This window comes from Cupriavidus campinensis (assembly GCF_905397395.1).
Classification (GTDB): Bacteria; Pseudomonadota; Gammaproteobacteria; order Burkholderiales; family Burkholderiaceae; genus Cupriavidus; species Cupriavidus campinensis.
The window spans coordinates 79,048-95,739 of sequence record NZ_CAJPVH010000010.1 but is presented as its reverse complement, the minus strand read 5'-3'; the positions used below and the strand labels follow the sequence as shown (position 1 = coordinate 95,739).

The 16,692-nt window shown below is 67.6% G+C and carries 18 protein-coding genes and 1 riboswitch; of the genes, 3 read left to right on the top strand and 15 right to left on the bottom strand.

The window, feature by feature from the left end:
* Positions 1-4: 4 nt before the first annotated feature.
* From KHO18_RS09040 to KHO18_RS09030, 3 genes are all read right to left on the bottom strand, one after another.
* A complete protein-coding gene (locus tag KHO18_RS09040; RefSeq protein WP_092291470.1) occupies positions 5-694 on the bottom strand; it encodes a glutathione S-transferase family protein in 690 nt (229 codons plus the stop codon).
* 144 nt (positions 695-838) lie between these two features.
* Positions 839-1,861 carry a complex I NDUFA9 subunit family protein gene (locus KHO18_RS09035; protein WP_092291468.1) on the bottom strand — a complete coding sequence of 341 codons (1,023 nt, stop codon included), beginning with the start codon at positions 1,859-1,861 and terminating at the stop codon, positions 839-841.
* A gap of 84 nt (positions 1,862-1,945) precedes the next feature.
* Positions 1,946-3,931 (bottom strand): lytic transglycosylase domain-containing protein, encoded by a 1,986-nt coding sequence (locus KHO18_RS09030; protein WP_144199109.1) that lies wholly within the window; start codon positions 3,929-3,931, stop codon positions 1,946-1,948.
* A gap of 118 nt (positions 3,932-4,049) precedes the next feature.
* On the opposite strand from KHO18_RS09030, the gene KHO18_RS09025 reads away from it, so the two are divergent.
* Complete coding sequence (locus KHO18_RS09025) at positions 4,050-4,643, top strand: 5-formyltetrahydrofolate cyclo-ligase (protein ID WP_144199111.1); 594 nt, start codon at positions 4,050-4,052, stop codon at positions 4,641-4,643.
* On the opposite strand, the gene KHO18_RS09020 is transcribed toward KHO18_RS09025, so the two are convergent.
* The 6 genes from KHO18_RS09020 to KHO18_RS08995 all read right to left on the bottom strand — a co-directional run bounded on the left by KHO18_RS09020 (position 4,640) and on the right by KHO18_RS08995 (position 9,295).
* Complete coding sequence (locus KHO18_RS09020; protein ID WP_144199113.1) at positions 4,640-5,401, bottom strand: Mut7-C RNAse domain-containing protein; 762 nt, start codon at positions 5,399-5,401, stop codon at positions 4,640-4,642. The genes KHO18_RS09025 and KHO18_RS09020 overlap by 4 nt on opposite strands.
* A gap of 38 nt (positions 5,402-5,439) precedes the next feature.
* Positions 5,440-6,270: a methylenetetrahydrofolate reductase [NAD(P)H] gene (gene metF, locus KHO18_RS09015; RefSeq protein WP_144199115.1), complete on the bottom strand. Its 831-nt coding sequence runs from the start codon at positions 6,268-6,270 to the stop codon at positions 5,440-5,442.
* 12 nt (positions 6,271-6,282) lie between these two features.
* On the bottom strand, positions 6,283-6,630 hold the full coding sequence (locus KHO18_RS09010; RefSeq protein WP_092291458.1) for a phage holin family protein: 348 nt from the start codon (positions 6,628-6,630) through the stop codon (positions 6,283-6,285).
* An 80-nt stretch (positions 6,631-6,710) separates the two neighbouring features.
* Positions 6,711-8,129, bottom strand: coding sequence for an adenosylhomocysteinase (gene ahcY, locus KHO18_RS09005; RefSeq protein WP_144199117.1), 1,419 nt, complete (start codon positions 8,127-8,129; stop codon positions 6,711-6,713).
* Positions 8,130-8,239: 110 nt separating this feature from the next.
* Positions 8,240-8,311, bottom strand: a riboswitch (S-adenosyl-L-homocysteine riboswitch).
* A gap of 32 nt (positions 8,312-8,343) precedes the next feature.
* Positions 8,344-8,721, bottom strand: coding sequence for a DUF2195 family protein (locus KHO18_RS09000; RefSeq protein ID WP_244844643.1), 378 nt, complete (start codon positions 8,719-8,721; stop codon positions 8,344-8,346).
* A complete protein-coding gene (locus tag KHO18_RS08995) occupies positions 8,714-9,295 on the bottom strand; it encodes a tlde1 domain-containing protein (RefSeq protein WP_244844642.1) in 582 nt (193 codons plus the stop codon). Before KHO18_RS08995 ends, KHO18_RS09000 begins: the two co-directional genes overlap by 8 nt.
* Before the next feature lie 110 nt (positions 9,296-9,405).
* Between KHO18_RS08995 and thiD the strand changes: the two genes are divergently transcribed.
* Complete coding sequence (gene thiD / locus KHO18_RS08990; protein WP_149136875.1) at positions 9,406-10,257, top strand: bifunctional hydroxymethylpyrimidine kinase/phosphomethylpyrimidine kinase; 852 nt, start codon at positions 9,406-9,408, stop codon at positions 10,255-10,257.
* 9 nt (positions 10,258-10,266) lie between these two features.
* The gene (locus KHO18_RS08985) at positions 10,267-10,683 is read left to right on the top strand and encodes a PGDYG domain-containing protein (protein ID WP_144199123.1); all 417 of its coding nucleotides are present in this window, start codon (positions 10,267-10,269) and stop codon (positions 10,681-10,683) included.
* A gap of 6 nt (positions 10,684-10,689) precedes the next feature.
* Here the strand turns inward: KHO18_RS08985 and KHO18_RS08980 are convergent, their stop codons facing one another.
* From KHO18_RS08980 to thiC, 6 genes are all read right to left on the bottom strand, one after another.
* Positions 10,690-11,124, bottom strand: a complete 435-nt coding sequence (locus KHO18_RS08980) for a PaaI family thioesterase (RefSeq protein ID WP_144199125.1) — start codon at positions 11,122-11,124, stop codon at positions 10,690-10,692.
* A gap of 109 nt (positions 11,125-11,233) precedes the next feature.
* On the bottom strand, positions 11,234-12,415 hold the full coding sequence (locus tag KHO18_RS08975) for a thiamine phosphate synthase (protein WP_211943039.1): 1,182 nt from the start codon (positions 12,413-12,415) through the stop codon (positions 11,234-11,236).
* Positions 12,412-13,269 (bottom strand): thiazole synthase, encoded by an 858-nt coding sequence (locus KHO18_RS08970; RefSeq protein ID WP_144199129.1) that lies wholly within the window; start codon positions 13,267-13,269, stop codon positions 12,412-12,414. Before KHO18_RS08970 ends, KHO18_RS08975 begins: the two co-directional genes overlap by 4 nt.
* Positions 13,270-13,275: 6 nt before the next feature.
* Positions 13,276-13,473: a sulfur carrier protein ThiS gene (thiS, locus tag KHO18_RS08965; protein ID WP_144199131.1), complete on the bottom strand. Its 198-nt coding sequence runs from the start codon at positions 13,471-13,473 to the stop codon at positions 13,276-13,278.
* A gap of 26 nt (positions 13,474-13,499) precedes the next feature.
* Positions 13,500-14,708: an FAD-dependent oxidoreductase gene (locus KHO18_RS08960; RefSeq protein ID WP_144199133.1), complete on the bottom strand. Its 1,209-nt coding sequence runs from the start codon at positions 14,706-14,708 to the stop codon at positions 13,500-13,502.
* Between the two features lie 57 nt (positions 14,709-14,765).
* Positions 14,766-16,643: a phosphomethylpyrimidine synthase ThiC gene (gene thiC / locus KHO18_RS08955; protein ID WP_144199135.1), complete on the bottom strand. Its 1,878-nt coding sequence runs from the start codon at positions 16,641-16,643 to the stop codon at positions 14,766-14,768.
* Positions 16,644-16,692 lie beyond the last annotated feature (49 nt).

Genomic DNA, 16,692 nt, shown 5'->3' with positions numbered 1-16,692 from the left:
ATTCCTAGTGATGGATGATGATGGCGTCCGGATGGTCCGGCACGGTGCGGTACGGCTCGTCGTCGGCCAGGAAATCGCGTTCCTCGCGCGCGGCGGCGATCCATTCTTGCATGGCCGGCAGGGCGAGGATGAAATCGGCGTATTGCTTGGCCGCGTCGGGCAGGTGGATGCCGTAGGTGGCGAAGCGCGAGACCACGGGCGCGTAGAACGCGTCCGCCACCGTGAAGGTGCCGAACAGGAACGGGCCTTCGGCGCCAAAGCGCGTGCGCAGGTCGGTCCAGATCGCGGCGATGCGCTCCACCTCGCGCTGCACGGCCACGTTCCAGCCGCAGCCGGGCAGCACGGCGGTCACGTTCATCGGCAGCTGGTTGCGCACGTTGGCGAAGCCCGAATGCATCTCGGCGCAGACCGAACGGGCCAGCGCGCGCGCAGCGGGGTCGGCCGGCCAGAGGGCCTTCTCGGGGAAGCGTTCAGCCAGGTATTCCGAGATCGACAGGGAATCCCAGACCGTGATGTCGCCATCCACCAGCGTCGGCACCTTGCCGGCCGGCGAGTACTGGGCGATCTGCGCGGCGAAGCCGGGCGTGCCCAGCCGCACGGGAATCTCCTCGAACGCGATGCCAGCCTGGCGCAGCAGCAGCCAGGGGCGCAGCGACCAGGACGAGTAGTTCTTGTTGCCGATGACGAGTTTCATCGCGAATCCTTGGGGGGGGCGGGGGAGGGAAAATGGCCTGAACCGATGATTCTAGCCATTGGGCCGCGCCACCTCCAAATGAATTGCGCTCGCAAGGCTGTGAGCGCAAGTCACATCGGCGTCGGAGGGGGCGGCCTGGCGGTGTCAGCGATGCACGCTCTCCCGCATGGCCTGGAGTGCCGCCTCGCGGTTGCGGCCACCCAGCACATCGGTCATCACGGACTCCAGGCTGGACGGCTCCAGGCCGAGTTCGGCTGACATCGGCGCGTGCAGCACGTTGTCCAGCCGCATCGAGTCCAGGTTATCGCGCGACATGACCGGCCCGCCGGGCATGTGTTCGAGCACGGCCGCCTGCACGCGCGCGAGCGCATCAGGCAGCGCGATCACCGGGCGCGGATGGCCCGACGCCCGCCCCGCGAAGCGCACCAGCTCCTCGAGCGTATAGACCTGCGGCCCGCCCACCTCGTAGACCTGGCCCACCGTGGCCGGATTGACCATCGCGCGCAGGAAAGCCTCCACCACATCCATCACGAACACCGGCTGGAAGCGCGCCTGGGCGCAGGCCAGCGGCACCACCGGCGCCATCTGCTGCATCTGGGCGAACAGGTTCAGGAAGTGGTCGTCCGGCCCGAACACCACCGACGGCCGCATGACGGTCCAGTCGAGCCCGCTCTCGCGCACCACGCGCTCGCCCTCGCCCTTGCTGCGCAGGTACATCGACGGCCCCTGCGGGTCCGCGCCGAGCGCGCTCATGTGGATCAGCCGGCGAACGCCGGTGCGCTGGCAGGAAGCCACGATCTGGCGCGGCAGGTCCACATGCGCGGCGGCGAACTGGGGGCCATATGGGTCGCCCCGGTCGCCATGCAGCACGCCAACGAGATTGACCACAATGCCATCCATGCCGACCGAGCCGATGGCGTCGTCCAGCGCGGCGGCATCGGCCAGGCCCAGCTCGCACACCTCCACGCGCGGCAGCAGCAACAGGTGCTGGGCATGCTCGGCATGGCGCGTGCCCACCAGGATGCGCTCGGGCGCGATGGGGCTGTCGGGATTGGTGGCGGGGTTGCGCGGCACCCCGGAGGCGGAGGCCGCGCCGGCAAGGCGGGAGACGAGGTGGCTGCCGATGAATCCGGCGCCACCGATCACAAGGACATTGCTGGTCAGCATGGTGGGCTCCGTGACGGTCACGTAACGCTGGCATCTCACGATGCGCGCCCGGGGTCACGGCGCCCCCTGCTGGCCCCGCTTACATCAAGGCAGGCTGGTGGTCGTGATCGAGGACGGTGCGACTGTTCCCAGGCGGTCTTTGAGAGACTGGGGCCGGCCGCTCATCAATGCAGCATAGTACGTAGCGTTGGAAAGCACATTCTTGACATAAGTTCGCGTTTCCGTGAACGGAATCGTCTCTGCAAAGATCGCGCCTTCCACCGGCCGGGACAGGCTGCTGCGCCAGTTCTTGGGCCGCCCCGGGCCGGCGTTGTAGCCCGCCGAGGCCAGGGTCCACGAGCTGTCCAGGTCCGTCAGCACCATGCTCATGTAGCTGGTGCCGAGCAGGATGTTGATATTGGGGTCACTCATCATCGACGGCGAAAAGTCGGTCATGCCGATCTTGCGCGCCACGAACTTGGCCGTGGCCGGCATCACCTGCATCAGGCCATGCGCGCCGGCCGACGAGCGCGCATTCATGATGAAGCGCGATTCCTGGCGGATCAGGCCATAGGCCCAGGCCATGTCCAGGCCCACGTCATCGGTCGCGCGCTGCATGATGTCCCGGTACGGCATCACAAAGCGCAGCGAGAAATCGTGCTCCGCCTTGGTGCGGTCGGCCGTGTTGACGGTGCGGTCGAGCAGTTCGATCTTGCGCGCGTACTCGGCGGCGGCCAGCAGTTCGCGGTCGCTCATGCTGCGCAGCTCCCAGTTCCACTCGCGATTGCCTTCAAAGCGCAGGTTCAGTTCATAGAACTTCTGCGCGCGCACGAAGCCGGGCCGCGTACGCATGGCCATGGCCTCGGCATCCGAGACCGTGGTGCGCGCCGGCAGCGTGATGCGGTTGCCAAGTTCCTCGGTGGCCAGCTGGCCGTAGAAGTTGAACTGGCCGGCGATGGTCTGGAACTGCGTCTGCGCGTCCGCGGTACGGCCATCGGCCTTGAGCGCGCGGGCGTACCAGTAGATCCATGCCGGGTCCTTGGTGCGCAGCTCGGGGCGCATCAGTTCCACGGCCTGGCGCACCTGCTTCCAGTCGCCCTGGCGCAGCGCGGCGCGCACGCGCCATTCCTGCGATTCGTCGGACAGCCACTGGTTGCCGCCCAGCGTCATCTGGTTCTTGTAGTAGCCAGCCGCTTCCGGCATCAGCTTCTTGGCCGCGTACTGGCCGATCACGCCCCAGCCGGCGCCCTGCTCGTCGCGTGACAGCGCGCCGCCCGTGGCGGTCAGGTAGGCGGCAGCCTGGGCCGGATCGCTGCGGGCCATCTTGACCACGGTGGCCAGCGTGTCACTGTCCACGCGCGCCCCCGGCGCCGTGGGCGCCGATGGTGTATCCGGCACGGTTGCGGCGATCTTTGCCGCCAGCGTGGTGAAATTCAGCTCGAGCGCCTGGCGTGCCTGGAACGCCACGTCGCTGCGCTGGATCTGCTGGCTCTGGGCCAGGTAGCTGATCAGGTCGACGCAGCCCTCGCCGTAGTAGCGCGGGTCCGCCAGCACCGCGCGGGATTCGGCGGCCACGTTCTTGCCCTTGAGCGCACTCGACAGCAGCGCGTAGCACTCCACCTGCGTGTCGTCCTTGAGCACGAACTGCGGGTATTCGACGTCGAAGTTCGCCCAGTCGCGCTTCTTGCCCAGCACCAGCAGCCAGTCGTTGCGCATCCGGTCGGCAATCGCCTCGCCCTGGTAGCGCTTCAGGAACACGCGCACCTGCTCGTCGGGCGCGTCGATGCGGGCCAGGCCGCTGGCATCGAACATCTGCGGCTTGATGCGGAAATACTCCACGTACGACGGAATTGGGTAGTCCACCAGCGTGGCCGAGATGGCGGCCGTGCGGTCCACATCGTTCTTGCGGGCGGCCTCGCGCAGCGCGACAAAGGCCTCGTCCGGATTGCTGGGGATGGTCAACGCGGCCGGCTGCGGCGCCGGGCGCTTCTGGGCGTAGGCCGGCGTGGCCAGCAATGCACCTGTCAACGCCCCCAGCCCTGCCAGCCACGCGGCGCGTTGCGCACGGCGCAGATATACTCCCTTCGGCATTCTTGCTATCCCTTGTTGGTCCGCGCGCGGCGCCGGGATTCCCGGTCGCGCCCCGCGCGTGTTGGTATTCGGATGTCGATCCATCGATCGATCGCGGTGCCGGCCATTATTGCACGCCATGCAGCCTGAACAGGCCCCAGACAACGGGGCAGAAAACCTGCCATTCCTCGAAGAGCGCCGCGCGCTGCGCCGGCGGCTGCTCGCGCTGCGCGCCGGCCTGCCGGATCGCGCCAATGCCGACGCGCGCATCGGCGCCGCGCTGGCGCCCCTGCTCGAACGCCTTGGCGCGCGGCGCGTGGGCTTCTACTGGCCGATCCAGGGCGAATTCGACGCACGCGCCGTCATCGCCCAATGGCTGGACGGCATGCCGGGCCGCCAGGCCGCGCTGCCCGTGGTCAGCCGCCCCGGCACGCCGCTGGACTTCCACGCCTGGACGCCCGAGACGACAATGCGCGCCGGCCACTACGACATTCCCGTGCCCGATGGCACCGAGGCCGTGTTGCCCGACGCGCTGCTCATTCCCTGTGTCGGTTTCAGCCGCGATAAGTTCCGCCTCGGCTACGGCGGCGGCTTCTATGACCGCACGCTGGCGGCCCGCGCAGACACCCCAGTGGCGATCGGCATCGGCTTCGCGGCCTGCGAGATTCCCTTGCAGGCCCAGCCGCACGACCTGCCAATGGACTGGATCGTCACCGAAGGCGGCGCGTTTTAAGCGTTCGCTTCCCCTAGCAATTCGTCCACCAGCGCGCGCATCTTGCGCCAGTGCGACCCTTCCCAGAACACCCGCCGGCAGTGCGTGCAGGTAACAAAGCGCGCGTGCCGCGCCAGCACGCCCTCGGGCACGCGGCCATCCACGTCAGACTTGTCGATCCGGTGCAGCGGCACGTTGCAGTCCAGGCACAGCGCGAACGGCCGCGCGCTGCGGGCCAGGTCCAGCCGCCGGAAGACCTCCCGCACCTGGAGCGACGACTTGATCGCCCGCACATAGCAGCCGTGCGTCACCCCACGCCGCTTGAGCAGTTCGCGGTCGCGCGTGAGCACGATGCGGCCCTCCTCGGCGGCAATCCGCGCGATCTCGCTGTCTTCGAAATGATTGTCGTAGAGCGTGTCGAAGCCGGTCATGCGCAGCAGGTGCGCCAGGCCGCCCAGGTGGGCATCGGCAACGAAACGGGTCTCGCGCAGTGGCTGATCGCGCACGCGGAGCAGGGGCGAGATGTCGAACGCCTCGAAGGTGGGATAGACGGCCACGCGGTCGCCGTCCTGCAGGGGGCGGTCGAACGGCACCGATTCGCCATTGACCAGGATCAACTCCACCTCGGTGTGCGGCACGCCAAGCGCCTCGATCATGTGCTTGACCGTGGCCGCGCGGGCGCAGGGCACGACGATGTCCTGGTGGCGTCGGGTGCGCGCCAGGAAATCGTTCAGCTCCTCGTAGAAGCGGAAGGTGGCGGTGACGGTGGCGGGAACCATGGGGCGCAGTATGCCCCCATGACCCCGTCCGATGGAAGTTACAGCTTCAGACGTTCCCAGACCGCCTTGGTGGCGCCGGCCGCGTTGAGCGTGTAGAAGTGCAGGCCCGGCACGCCGGCTGCCAGCAGCCGCTCGCAGAGACCCGTCACCACGTCCAGGCCGAATGCGCGGATGGACTCCCGGTCGTCGCCGAACGACTCCAGCCGCTTGGCCACCCAGCGCGGTACTTCGGCACCGCACATTTCCGAAAAACGCATCAGTTGCGAGTAGTTCGTGATCGGCATGATGCCCGGCACGATCGGCACGTCCACGCCCTGCGCGCGCACCTCGTCCACAAAGCGGAAGTAGGCGTCGGCATTGTAGAAGTACTGGGTGATCGCCGAATCGGCGCCTGCACGGACCTTGCGGACGAAATTGTCGAGGTCGTGGCGCGGCGACTTGGCCTGCGGGTGGTACTCGGGGTACGCCGCCACCTCGATGTGGAACCAGTCGCCGGTCTCGGCGCGGATGAATTCCACGAGTTCGTTGGCGTATCGGAATTCGCCGATTTCGCCCATGCCGGACGGCATGTCGCCACGCAGCGCGACGATATGGCGGATGCCGCCGTCGCGGTACGTCTTCAGGATCTGGCGGATGCTGTCGCGCGTGGAGCCCACGCACGAGAGGTGCGGCGCGGCCTCGATGCCGTCACGCTGGATCTCCAGCACGGCGTCCAGCGTGCCCTGCTGCGTGGTGCCGCCGGCGCCGAACGTCACCGAGATGTACTTGGGTTGCAGCGGAGCCAGCTGCGCGCGCGTGTTGCGCAGTTTCTCCGTGCCTTCCGCCGTCTTCGGCGGGAAGAATTCGAAGCTGTAGTAGCGGTCTGTCATGCGAATAAAGTCTCAGTCGCGGTCGCCGAGCAACAGGCTCGACAGCACCCACGAGATCACGCTGTACAGGATGGAGCCCAGCAGCGCGGCGCCGAAGCCCTGCACCACGAAGCCCGACAGCAGGTTGCCGACGAACAGGAACAGCAGCGCGTTGATGACGAAGATGAACAGGCCCAGCGTCAGCAGCGTGACCGGCAGCGTCAGAATGACCAGGATAGGCCGGATCAGCGTGTTGACGAGGCCCAGCACCAGCGCGGCGATCATCGCCGAGCCAAACCCGCCCAGCGAGATGCCGGAGATGACGCTTCCGACCAGGAACAGCGAGGCGGCGTTGATGATCCAAACGGCCAACAGTCTCATTGCGACTCCTTTTCCCTTTTCCAGGTTGCCTGTCGAATTCCCCCTCCCCGCGCACGGGAGAGGGGGACACCTCCCGCCAATCAATAGCGGTAGTGGTCGGCCTTGTACGGACCCTGCTTCTGCACGCCGATGTAGGCGGCCTGCTGGTCGGTCAGCTCGGTCAGCTGCGCGTTCAGCTTCTTCAGTTGCAGGCGCGCCACCTTCTCGTCCAGGTGCTTCGGCAGCGTGTACACGCCCACCGGGTACTTGCCGCTGTCACGCTCGGCCCACAGTTCGATCTGGGCGATGGTCTGGTTGGCGAACGAGCTGCTCATCACGTACGACGGGTGGCCCGTGGCGCAGCCCAGGTTCACCAGGCGGCCCTTGGCCAGCAGGATGATCTTCTTGCCGTCCGGGAATACCACGTGGTCCACCTGCGGCTTGATCTCGTCCCACTGGTACTTTTCCACCGAGGCGATGTCGATCTCGTTGTCGAAGTGACCGATGTTGCAGACGATGGCCTGGTCCTTCATCTTGACCATGTGGTCATGCGTGATGACGTGGTAGTTGCCGGTGCAGGTGACGAAGATGTCGCCGTGCTCGGCGGCGTAGTCCATGGTCACCACGCGGTAGCCTTCCATGGCAGCCTGGAGCGCGCAGATCGGGTCGATCTCGGTCACCCAGACCTGGGCCGACAGCGCGCGCAGGGCCTGGGCGCTGCCCTTGCCCACGTCACCGTAGCCAGCCACCACGGCCACCTTGCCGGCGATCATCACGTCCGTGGCACGCTTGATGCCGTCCACGAGCGATTCCCGGCAACCGTACAGGTTGTCGAACTTGCTCTTGGTCACCGAGTCGTTCACGTTGATGGCCGGGAACTTCAGTTCGCCGCGCTGTGCCATCTGGTACAGGCGGTGCACGCCGGTGGTGGTTTCCTCGGTCACGCCACGGATGGCGGCCAGGTTACGGCTGTACCAGCTCGGGTCCTTGGCCAGCTTTTCCTTGATGGCGGCGAACAGGTAGGTTTCTTCCTCGCTGGTCGGCTTGGCGATCAGCGACGCATCCTTCTCGGCACGGGCGCCCAGGTGCAGCAGCAGCGTGGCGTCGCCACCGTCGTCCAGGATCATGTTCGGCGTGCCGCCGTCGGCCCAGTCGAAGATGCGGTGCGTGAAGTCCCAGTATTCCTTGAGCGACTCGCCCTTGAACGCGAAAACCGGCACGCCGGACGCGGCGATGGCGGCGGCGGCGTGGTCCTGCGTCGAGAAGATGTTGCACGAGGCCCAGCGCACGTCGGCGCCCAGTGCCACCAGCGTCTCGATCAGCACGGCGGTCTGGATGGTCATGTGCAGCGAACCGGCGATGCGGGCGCCCTTGAGCGGCTGCGCGGCGGCGAATTCGTCACGGATGGCCATCAGACCCGGCATTTCGGTCTCGGCGATGGCGATTTCCTTGCGGCCCCAGCCGGCCAGGCCGATGTCGGCCACGAGGTAGTCTTGCTTGAGTTCGGTCACAGCGTTCATGTTTCACTCCGGTGAAGAGTGGCACGCAGGTGACGAGGGGGGACAACGGCCGCATCCCGCGCGAATTGCGGAACGGGCGGATAGGTCGACTCGCCTCCGTGCGGACCACGGATCAGCGAGCGCCGTTGAAACATTCCGAGCCTGGCGGATGAGGGCCATCCGTTGCAACGCTCCTCGGACGGACAGGAGTGTACCATTTCTGGCGCAAAAGACGCTATGAGGGGCCAGCACAAGCCAATCGCACCTGTACCGCTTTGTTGGTGACCAGGGCCGGCTCCGTCGCAAGAACGAGTGATTTTTCTCCGCCACTTTTTAGCCCGACCAAGCCCTCTTGCAGGATCTGCCGGACCCCCGCCCGGTTTACGCTGCTGGTGTATGTTGCCAGCGCCGAGAGACAGCCACATTCGCCAATGGGTTTACGCAACTGAATGGTGGTATTGGCCAGCACCACATTGGATGCCGTCGCCGTCTTCGTTTCCTTTATCGCCACGCAGGCGGACAAATCATTCTGAAATGTAATTTTCTCAACATCCGCGGCGGAGGCTATACCAACGAATGTCGCCAACACGATGAACGGGATCAGGTTACGCACGCGTGCCCCCGTTCGTCGCGCGTCCCGGAACATACTTGACGCTCAGAATGAAATGGCTCCGCTGGCTTGTCGCGCGCGCTCGCAGGATCGCGAAGAACCGTGGCTCCACTTCAATACATCCGTGGCTGTAGCCTTTAGTGGAATCGTGTATATAAAAACCGGCCCGTTTGGGCGTGCATGCCTTGCTCGTCTTGATGTCGGCGGGTTCCAGTCTTGCCCGGTTCCGCCCCCAGTTTGCCCAATAGGTTTCGCACATTCCGGCATCGGCTCCCCGCGGAATCCTTTGGACACCCCATCCAGGCGACAAGTTACATTGCCCGGTGCCGTCGTCCTTCGCAACACCAAGATCCGTAACAAGCACTTTATACATGCCCTCGGGAATCGGCCCGCTGTCCTTGACACATTGGTTGTTTGGGTGCTGGTGGCCAGCGAGTCCCGTAGTTGCCTTGAACGTTCCCGAGCCGATCCATGACAACACCTGTCCATCGAACTTCATGTCTGGAATCACAAGCATCTCCCTGAACCAATCGTTGGCGACGGCGTGCCGCCATTCCGAGTGATAAAAGAGGCCCATTGTTCAGCGACGCTTTCTTCACATCAATCGCCGAAGCCCTAAAATTGCCGGATTGCGTGAGAATCGTTCCAGTGGTTCCTTCCAGATTACCGACTTTCCTGCCCGCCCATATGCTTTCCACGCCACCCCGCACGCTGACCATCGCCGGTTCCGACTCCGGCGGCGGTGCCGGCATCCAGGCAGACCTGAAGACTTTCAGCGCACTCGGCTGCTTCGGCATGAGCGCGATCACCGCCATCACGGCGCAGAACACGCTCGGCGTGACCGGCGTGCACGCCATTCCGGCCGACATGGTGGCCGCCCAGATCGATGCCGTCGCCACGGACATCGGCGTGGACGCCGCCAAGACCGGCATGCTCGGCACGGCCGCCATCGTCGAGGCCGTGGCCGAGGCGGTGGACCGGCACGGCATCCGCCAGTTGGTGGTGGACCCGGTGATGATTTCCACCTCGGGCGCCACACTTTCCGACGACGCCACCAGCCAGGCCATGGTGCGGCTGCTGTTCCCGCGTGCGCTGGTGGTCACGCCCAACCTGCCGGAAGCCTCGTACCTGCTCGGCCGCCGCATCGCGCGCCGCTCGGACATGGAAACCGCCGCCGCGGACCTGCTCGCGCTGGGCTGCCAGGCCGTGCTGCTCAAGGGCGGCCATCTGGAAGACGATCGTAAAGCCGATCGGGACGATGGCCTGGACGGACGGGGGCTGGATGACCTGCTGATGCTGGCCGACGGCACGGTGCGCGTGTTCACCCATCCGCGCATCGACACGCCGAACCTGCACGGCACCGGCTGTACGCTGGCGGCCGCCATCGCCGCGCAACTGGCCCGTGGCGACGCGCTGGCCGACGCCATCAGCACCGCGCTGGACTACGTCGCGCAGGCCATCGCCGCCGGGGCCCGCCTGCGCATCGGGGCCGGCAACGGCCCGCTGAACCATGCCTTCGCGCCGCGCGCGCTGGGCTGAGGACCGACCATGCAGACTTTGAGCGATATCGACCTGCGCACCGATCCGGCCGCGGCCCGCTATATCAAGGAGGAAGTGGTCCAGGTGACGTTTGCCGCAGAGCCCGGCGAGCTGGTGAGCCGGGAAGGCCCCAACCGCTACCAGCCCGGCGACGCCATCGTGACCGGCGCCACGGGCGACCGCTGGGTGGTCTCGCGCGACCGCTTCGACGCGCGCTACCTGCCCGTGGACGGCGGTGGCTGGCGCAACCGGCCGGTGCCGGTGCTGGCGAAGGAGATGGCGGCGCCGTTCGCCATCGCGCGCTCGGCCGGGGGCGACGTGCTGACCGGCAAGGCCGGCGACTGGCTGATGCAATACGCGCCCGGCGACTATGGCATCACCGAGCGCGCGCGCTTCCTGGCGGTGTACCGCCGAATGGAGGACTAGGCGGACTTAGTTGCCGCCGGCCAGCTGCACGAGCTTGAACGCGGCGCGGGCCACGCACACCACGGTGCCGGCCGCGTCACGCGCCTCGCCTTCGCAGAAGGCGATCTTGGCGCCGCGCCGGATGCAGCGCGACTCGAAGGTCAGTTCGCCGCGCGCGGCGGCGAGGAAATGCGTGGACATGTCGATGGTGATCACGCCCACATCGAGCGGCGAGTAGGAGCGCGCCGCGCCGCTGAGCGTGAAATCGAGCACGGCCATCAGCGTGCCGCCGTGCACATCGCCCCGGCTGTTCACGAGCGACGGATTGGCCGGCAGGCGCGTGCGGCACATCCCCTCTTCCATATGTTCCGGCTGCAGGCCCAGATGCCGCATCAGCGGAATGTCGATGCCGAAATACGGCTTTTCCGGCGTGCCAGGGGCGGCGGGCTTGATCTCGTTCACGGCTGTTTCCTCTCTGCTCCGGGTTCCGTATGGCGGAACCTCGATCCATTGTGTCGGTGGAGCGGAGAGGATATGCGGATTTCAGGGGCCGTGCCAGCCGGCTGGGCGGTCAGCGCCCAAACAATGCGGTAAGGGAGGCCACCGCCGCCGGCACGTCGCTGGCCTCGGTAACCGCCCGCACCACGGCGGCGCTGCCGACGCCCACGTCGAGCACCTCGCGCAGGTTGCTCCCGTTGACCCCGCCAATGCCCACCAGCGCGGGCACCACCGGCTGCATCAGCGCCACATAGGCCCGGAAGCGGCCCATGCCCTGCGGCGCGGTCGGCATGACCTTGGTCGTGGTCGGGAAAATGGCCCCGAGCGCCAGATAGCTGGGGCCGATGGCGGCCACGCGCAGCATCTCGGCGTAGCCGTGCGTGGACACGCCCAGGCGCAGCCCGGAGGCGCGAATCGCCTCGAGGTCGGCCTCGTCGAGATCTTCCTGGCCCAGATGGATGCCGTAGATGCCGCTGTCGCCACCCATCGCCGCATGGTGGTCGAGCGCCACGCGCCAGTGATCGTTGATGAACAGGCGCGACGGCTGGCCCTTGGCGGCCTGGGCCGCGCGGGCGACCTCGGCCTTGACCGCCGCCGCGTCGTCCGATTTGAAGCGCAGTTGCACGGTCGGCACGGCCAGCGGCACCAGCCGCTCGATCCAGTCCGCGCTTGGCACCACGGCGTACAGGCCGAGGTCCGGCGGGCACGGCGCGAATGGCTGGGGTGGATTGTCGGGCGAGGCCAGCGCCGCGTGGCGCACGCGCGGGAAGCGGGCGAAGTCGGTCGGCCAGTCCTGGCGGCCCGGCTGCCACGCGCGGGCGATGCACAGCGCGTCGTGGGCCGGGAAGTGCAGCGCCAGCGCGGCCAGCAGCACGGCCACGAAAGCCGGTGGGTGCGGCCTATCGTCGTCGGCATCGTCGTCGGCATCGTCGTCGGTATCGTCGTCGGTACCGTCGTCGGCTTGGACGTCCAGCACCCAGGTGCCCATCGGCGAGCGCACGGTGTCGATCCAGCGGCCGCCCTCGCGGTCGGTCTCGATCAGCACCGCGCCGCCTGCCGTCAGTTGGGCGATGGTGTCCGCCGTGGCTTCCCCATCGGCCAGCACCACGTCGTGGCGCCCCGGCGCGGCCGGGGCGTTGGCCAGCGGCCATGCACGCCACGGGGCGTCGTCATGGCCGAAGGTGGCACCAAAGCGGGTGATCAGGGAGTCGAACAGCGCGGAGTCGATGGCCGCGGCCACACCGGGGCGCGTCATGCGCGGTCCTCCGCGCCTTCGGCGTGCCAGAACGGCATGCCGACCACCGGCGTGCTGGCCTGCGCCACGTCGCGCTCGGGCATCGGCCCGGCCAGATAGGCGGTGCGGCCAGCCTCCACGGCCAGCGCGAACGCGCGGGCCATATTCACCGGGTAGGCAGACTGCGCCACGGCGGTGTTCAGCAGCACGCCGTCATAGCCCCATTCCAGCACCTGCGCCGCGTGCGACGGCAGGCCCAGCCCGGCATCGACGATCAGCGGCGTGTCCGGCAGTCGGTCACGCAGCGTGCGCATGGCCAGCGGATTGGCGGCGCCCCGGCCCGTGCCGATCGGCGCGGCCCACGGCATCAGCGCCTGGCAGCCCACGTCCAGCAGGCGGCGGCACAGCACCAGGTCCTCGGTGCAGTACGGCAGCACCTTGAAGCCTTCCTTGATCAGCGTCTCGGCCACGGCGGGCATGTTCAGCGTGTCCGGCTGGAGCGTGTAGTCGTCGCCGATCAGTTCCAGCTTGATCCAGTCGGTCTCGAAGACCTCGCGCGCCATCATCGCCGTGGTGATGACTTCCTGCGCCGTAAAGCAGCCGGCGGTGTTCGGCAGCACCGGCACGCCCAGCGCGCGCAGCATCTGCCAGAACGGCTGGCCGCCGAGCGTCTGGCCATCGCTGCCGTCGCCCTTGCCCACCGCGCTCTGGCGGCGCAGCGCCACGGTGATCATGGCGGGACGGCTGGCTTCCACGGCCGCCTGCAGCGTGGCCGGCGACGGATAGCGCGCGGTGCCGAGCAGCAGGCGCGAGGCGAAGGATTCGCCATAGAGCACGAACGGGTCGCGCAGGGTTTCAGCGGGTTCGAAAGTCATGATGGGTCAGCCTCCCGTCACGGGTTGCACGAGGTCGATGTGATCGCCCGCCGCAAGCGGCGTGGCGGCATGGGCGGTGCGCGGCACGAACTGGCCGTTGACCGCCGCGGCGAACGGGGGCGCGATGGCAGCCGCAGTCACCGCGTCCGCCAGCGTGGCGGCCTCGGGCAGGTGCAGCAGCTTGCCGTTGAGCATAATTTCCATGATCTGGGCGGGTTCTGGGCGTGTTCCTAATGCAGCAGGCTGCCCAATCCGGGCACCGCCGTGCCGCGCAGGTGGGCGGGCTCCTCGACGGACTGGATCAGGCCCGGCCAGCGCAGCGACGCCGGCACCGCGTGCGCGGCCGGGTCCCCGGCCAGCAACGCGCGCACCACGGCGCAGGCGGCCTCGGTCACGGCCGGCGCAATCAGCCAGCCATGCCGGTACAAGCCATTCACACGCACCACGCGCGCCTGCTGATCCACGCGGATCGCCGGCAGGTGGTCCGGCCGCGTGGGCCGGCGCTGCACGTTCAGCTCCAGCACGCGGGCCTCGCCGAACGCGGGGTGCAGCGAGTGCGCCGCCGAGAGCAGCTCCAGCGCGGAGCGCACGCTCATCGGCGAGTCGTCCTCGCTCTCGATTTCGGTCGCGCCAATCACGTACAGGTCGTTCGGCTTGGGCGCGATATAGATGGGGTAGCGCGGATGCAGCAGGCGGATGGGCCGATGCAGCTTCACGTCGGGCGCGTGCACGCGCACCACCTCGCCGCGCAGGCCACGCAGGCCGGGCTTGACCACGCCGGGCTCGGCCGTGGGATCGCACCACGCCGCGCGCGCGCCCAGGCCGCGGCAGTCCAGCACCACGTTGGCGCGGAGGTCGAACTGGGGCAGCAGGTCGATATCGACATCGCCAGCCTCCCAGATGCAATGCACGCCTTCCTTGACCGCGCAGTCGAGCAGCGCGCGCAGCGCGCCACGGTTGTCCAGCTGGCCTTCGCCCTTGAGCAGCAGGCCCTGCGGGAAGCGCCCGGCCAGCTCCGGCTCCACGGCAGCCACGCCGGCGCCGTCCAGCACGGCCAGCCGCTCCCGCACCAGTTCCGGCGGCGCCACGGCGCGCATGCGGCCCGTGAACAGCGACACCTCGCTGCGGTCCCGCGCGTGCCAGACCACCAGCGTGCCGTCTTCCTGGAAGAACACGGGTTCGGGCAATTCCTGGATCCAGGCACGCCACAGGTCGACGCTGGCCATGCCGAGATCGACGATGCGCCGCTCCGCGATGGCCGACTCGGCCAGCGGGGCCAGCATGGCGGCAGCCACGTGGGCGGCCGCGCCGGTGCCGTCGGGGCCGCCACGCTCGACCAGCGCCACACGGGCACCGGCGCGCACCAGCAGCCAGGCGCACAAACGCCCGGCCAGGCCGGCGCCAAGAATGGCGACATCGAAGGACTTTACTGCTGTCATGGGTATCTTCGCCGCGGGCGCCCGGGTGGAGGTGGCGCCGCGCGGTCTTTAGTTGAATTACGAGTAGATCTTGGAGCCGGACTTCACGAACTCGATCGATTTCTCCTCCATGCCGCGCTCGGCTGCGGGCAGCGATGCCGCGTAGTCGCGCACTTCCTGGGTGATCTTCATCGAGCAGAACTTCGGCCCGCACATCGAGCAGAAATGCGCGATCTTGGCGCCCTCGGCCGGCAGCGTGGCGTCGTGGTACGAGCGCGCGCGCTCCGGATCGAGGCCCAGGTTGAACTGGTCTTCCCAGCGGAACTCGAAGCGGGCCTTGGACAGCGCATTATCGCGCAGCTGTGCGCCCGGCCAGCCCTTGGCGAGGTCGGCGGCGTGGGCGGCAATCTTGTACGTGATGATGCCCTCGCGCACGTCTTCCTTGTCCGGCAGCCCCAGATGCTCCTTGGGCGTGACGTAGCACAGCATGGCCGTGCCCATCCAGCCGATGTTGGCCGCGCCGATGCCGCTGGTGATGTGGTCGTAGCCGGGGGCGATGTCCGTCACGAGCGGTCCGAGCGTGTAGAACGGGGCCTCGTAGCAGTGCTTGAGTTCCTCGTCCATATTGGCCTGGATGCGCTGGAGCGGCACGTGGCCCGGGCCCTCGATCATCACCTGCACGTCATGCTTCCACGCCTTGGCGGTCAGCTCGCCCAGGGTGCGCAGCTCGCCGAACTGGGCGTCGTCGTTGGAGTCCGCGATGCAGCCCGGACGCAGGCCGTCGCCGAGGCTGAACGACACGTCGTAGGCCTTCATGATTTCGCAGATCTCGTCGAAATGCGTGTACAGGAAGTTTTCCTTGTGGTGCGCCAGGCACCACTTGGCCATGATCGAGCCGCCGCGCGAGACGATACCCGTCACCCGGTCGGCCGTCATCGGCACGTAGCGCAGCAGCACGCCGGCGTGGATGGTGAAGTAGTCCACACCCTGCTCGGCCTGCTCGATCAGCGTGTCGCGGAACATCTCCCAGGTCAGGTCCTCGGCGATGCCGCCGGTCTTGTCCAGCGCCTGGTAGATCGGCACCGTGCCGATGGGCACCGGCGAGTTGCGCAGGATCCACTCGCGCGTCTCGTGGATGTGCTTGCCGGTGGAGAGATCCATGATGGTGTCGGCGCCCCAGCGGATCGACCAGACCATCTTTTCCACTTCCTCGGCCAGCGAGGACGTCACGGCCGAATTGCCGAGGTTGCCGTTGATCTTGACGCGGAAGTTGCGGCCGATGGCCATCGGCTCCAGTTCCGTGTGGTTGATGTTGGCGGGGATGATGGCGCGGCCGGCGGCGATTTCCTTGCGCACGAATTCCGGGGTCATGTCCTCGGGGCGCAGCGGCAGGTTCGCGCCGAGCGCGTTGCCCGGATGCTGGCGCAGCAGGGCCTTGTACTCGGGCTTGTCGTAGAGCGCCTGGAGGTTCAGCGACTCGCGCAGCGCCACGTATTCCATTTCCGGCGTGATGATGCCCTGGCGCGCATAGTGCATCTGCGACACATTGGCACCCGCCTTGGCACGGCGCGGGTTGGTCAGCTGGGCAAAGCGCAGGTGCGCCGTGGCCGGGTCGTTGGCGCGGTCGCGGCCATATTCGGACGACAGGCCCGGCAGCACCTCGGTGTCGCCGCGCTCCTCGATCCAGCGGGTGCGCACGCCGGGCAGGCCGGCCTTCAGGTCGATATGGATGTCCGGGTCGCTGTACGGGCCCGAGGTGTCGTAGACGGGGATCGGCGGATTCGCCATCTCGCCCTTGTCGGTGCGCGTGGACGTCTGCAGGATCGTGCGCAGCGGCACGCGCAGGTCCGGACGGCTGCCGGTCAGGTAGGTCTTGCTGGAAGCCGGATAGGCGAATTTCTGGTCGAGATCGCTCTCGAGCGATTCAAACGATGCGGCGGGGGCAGTGCGGGCCATGGGTGTCGTCCTCTCTCTTGCGGGGGATGGACGAAACCAGGAGCCCTGT

What these genes read in the sequence shown, in the direction of transcription:
- KHO18_RS08985 (WP_144199123.1), top strand. Translation starts at nt 10,267, where the DNA reads ATGCAGACTTTGAGCGATATCGACCTGCGCACCGATCCGGCCGCGGCC.
- thiC (WP_144199135.1), bottom strand. Translation starts at nt 16,643, where the DNA reads ATGGCCCGCACTGCCCCCGCCGCATCGTTTGAATCGCTCGAGAGCGAT.
- KHO18_RS09025 (WP_144199111.1), top strand. Translation starts at nt 4,050, where the DNA reads ATGCAGCCTGAACAGGCCCCAGACAACGGGGCAGAAAACCTGCCATTC.
- KHO18_RS09020 (WP_144199113.1), bottom strand. Translation starts at nt 5,401, where the DNA reads ATGGTTCCCGCCACCGTCACCGCCACCTTCCGCTTCTACGAGGAGCTG.
- ahcY (WP_144199117.1), bottom strand. Translation starts at nt 8,129, where the DNA reads ATGAACGCTGTGACCGAACTCAAGCAAGACTACCTCGTGGCCGACATC.
- thiS (WP_144199131.1), bottom strand. Translation starts at nt 13,473, where the DNA reads ATGGAAATTATGCTCAACGGCAAGCTGCTGCACCTGCCCGAGGCCGCC.
- KHO18_RS09035 (WP_092291468.1), bottom strand. Translation starts at nt 1,861, where the DNA reads ATGCTGACCAGCAATGTCCTTGTGATCGGTGGCGCCGGATTCATCGGC.
- metF (WP_144199115.1), bottom strand. Translation starts at nt 6,270, where the DNA reads ATGACAGACCGCTACTACAGCTTCGAATTCTTCCCGCCGAAGACGGCG.
- KHO18_RS08975 (WP_211943039.1), bottom strand. Translation starts at nt 12,415, where the DNA reads ATGACGCGCCCCGGTGTGGCCGCGGCCATCGACTCCGCGCTGTTCGAC.
- KHO18_RS08970 (WP_144199129.1), bottom strand. Translation starts at nt 13,269, where the DNA reads ATGACTTTCGAACCCGCTGAAACCCTGCGCGACCCGTTCGTGCTCTAT.
- KHO18_RS08960 (WP_144199133.1), bottom strand. Translation starts at nt 14,708, where the DNA reads ATGACAGCAGTAAAGTCCTTCGATGTCGCCATTCTTGGCGCCGGCCTG.
- KHO18_RS08995 (WP_244844642.1), bottom strand. Translation starts at nt 9,295, where the DNA reads ATGGGCCTCTTTTATCACTCGGAATGGCGGCACGCCGTCGCCAACGAT.
- KHO18_RS09040 (WP_092291470.1), bottom strand. Translation starts at nt 694, where the DNA reads ATGAAACTCGTCATCGGCAACAAGAACTACTCGTCCTGGTCGCTGCGC.
- thiD (WP_149136875.1), top strand. Translation starts at nt 9,406, where the DNA reads ATGCTTTCCACGCCACCCCGCACGCTGACCATCGCCGGTTCCGACTCC.
- KHO18_RS09030 (WP_144199109.1), bottom strand. Translation starts at nt 3,931, where the DNA reads ATGCCGAAGGGAGTATATCTGCGCCGTGCGCAACGCGCCGCGTGGCTG.
- KHO18_RS09010 (WP_092291458.1), bottom strand. Translation starts at nt 6,630, where the DNA reads ATGAGACTGTTGGCCGTTTGGATCATCAACGCCGCCTCGCTGTTCCTG.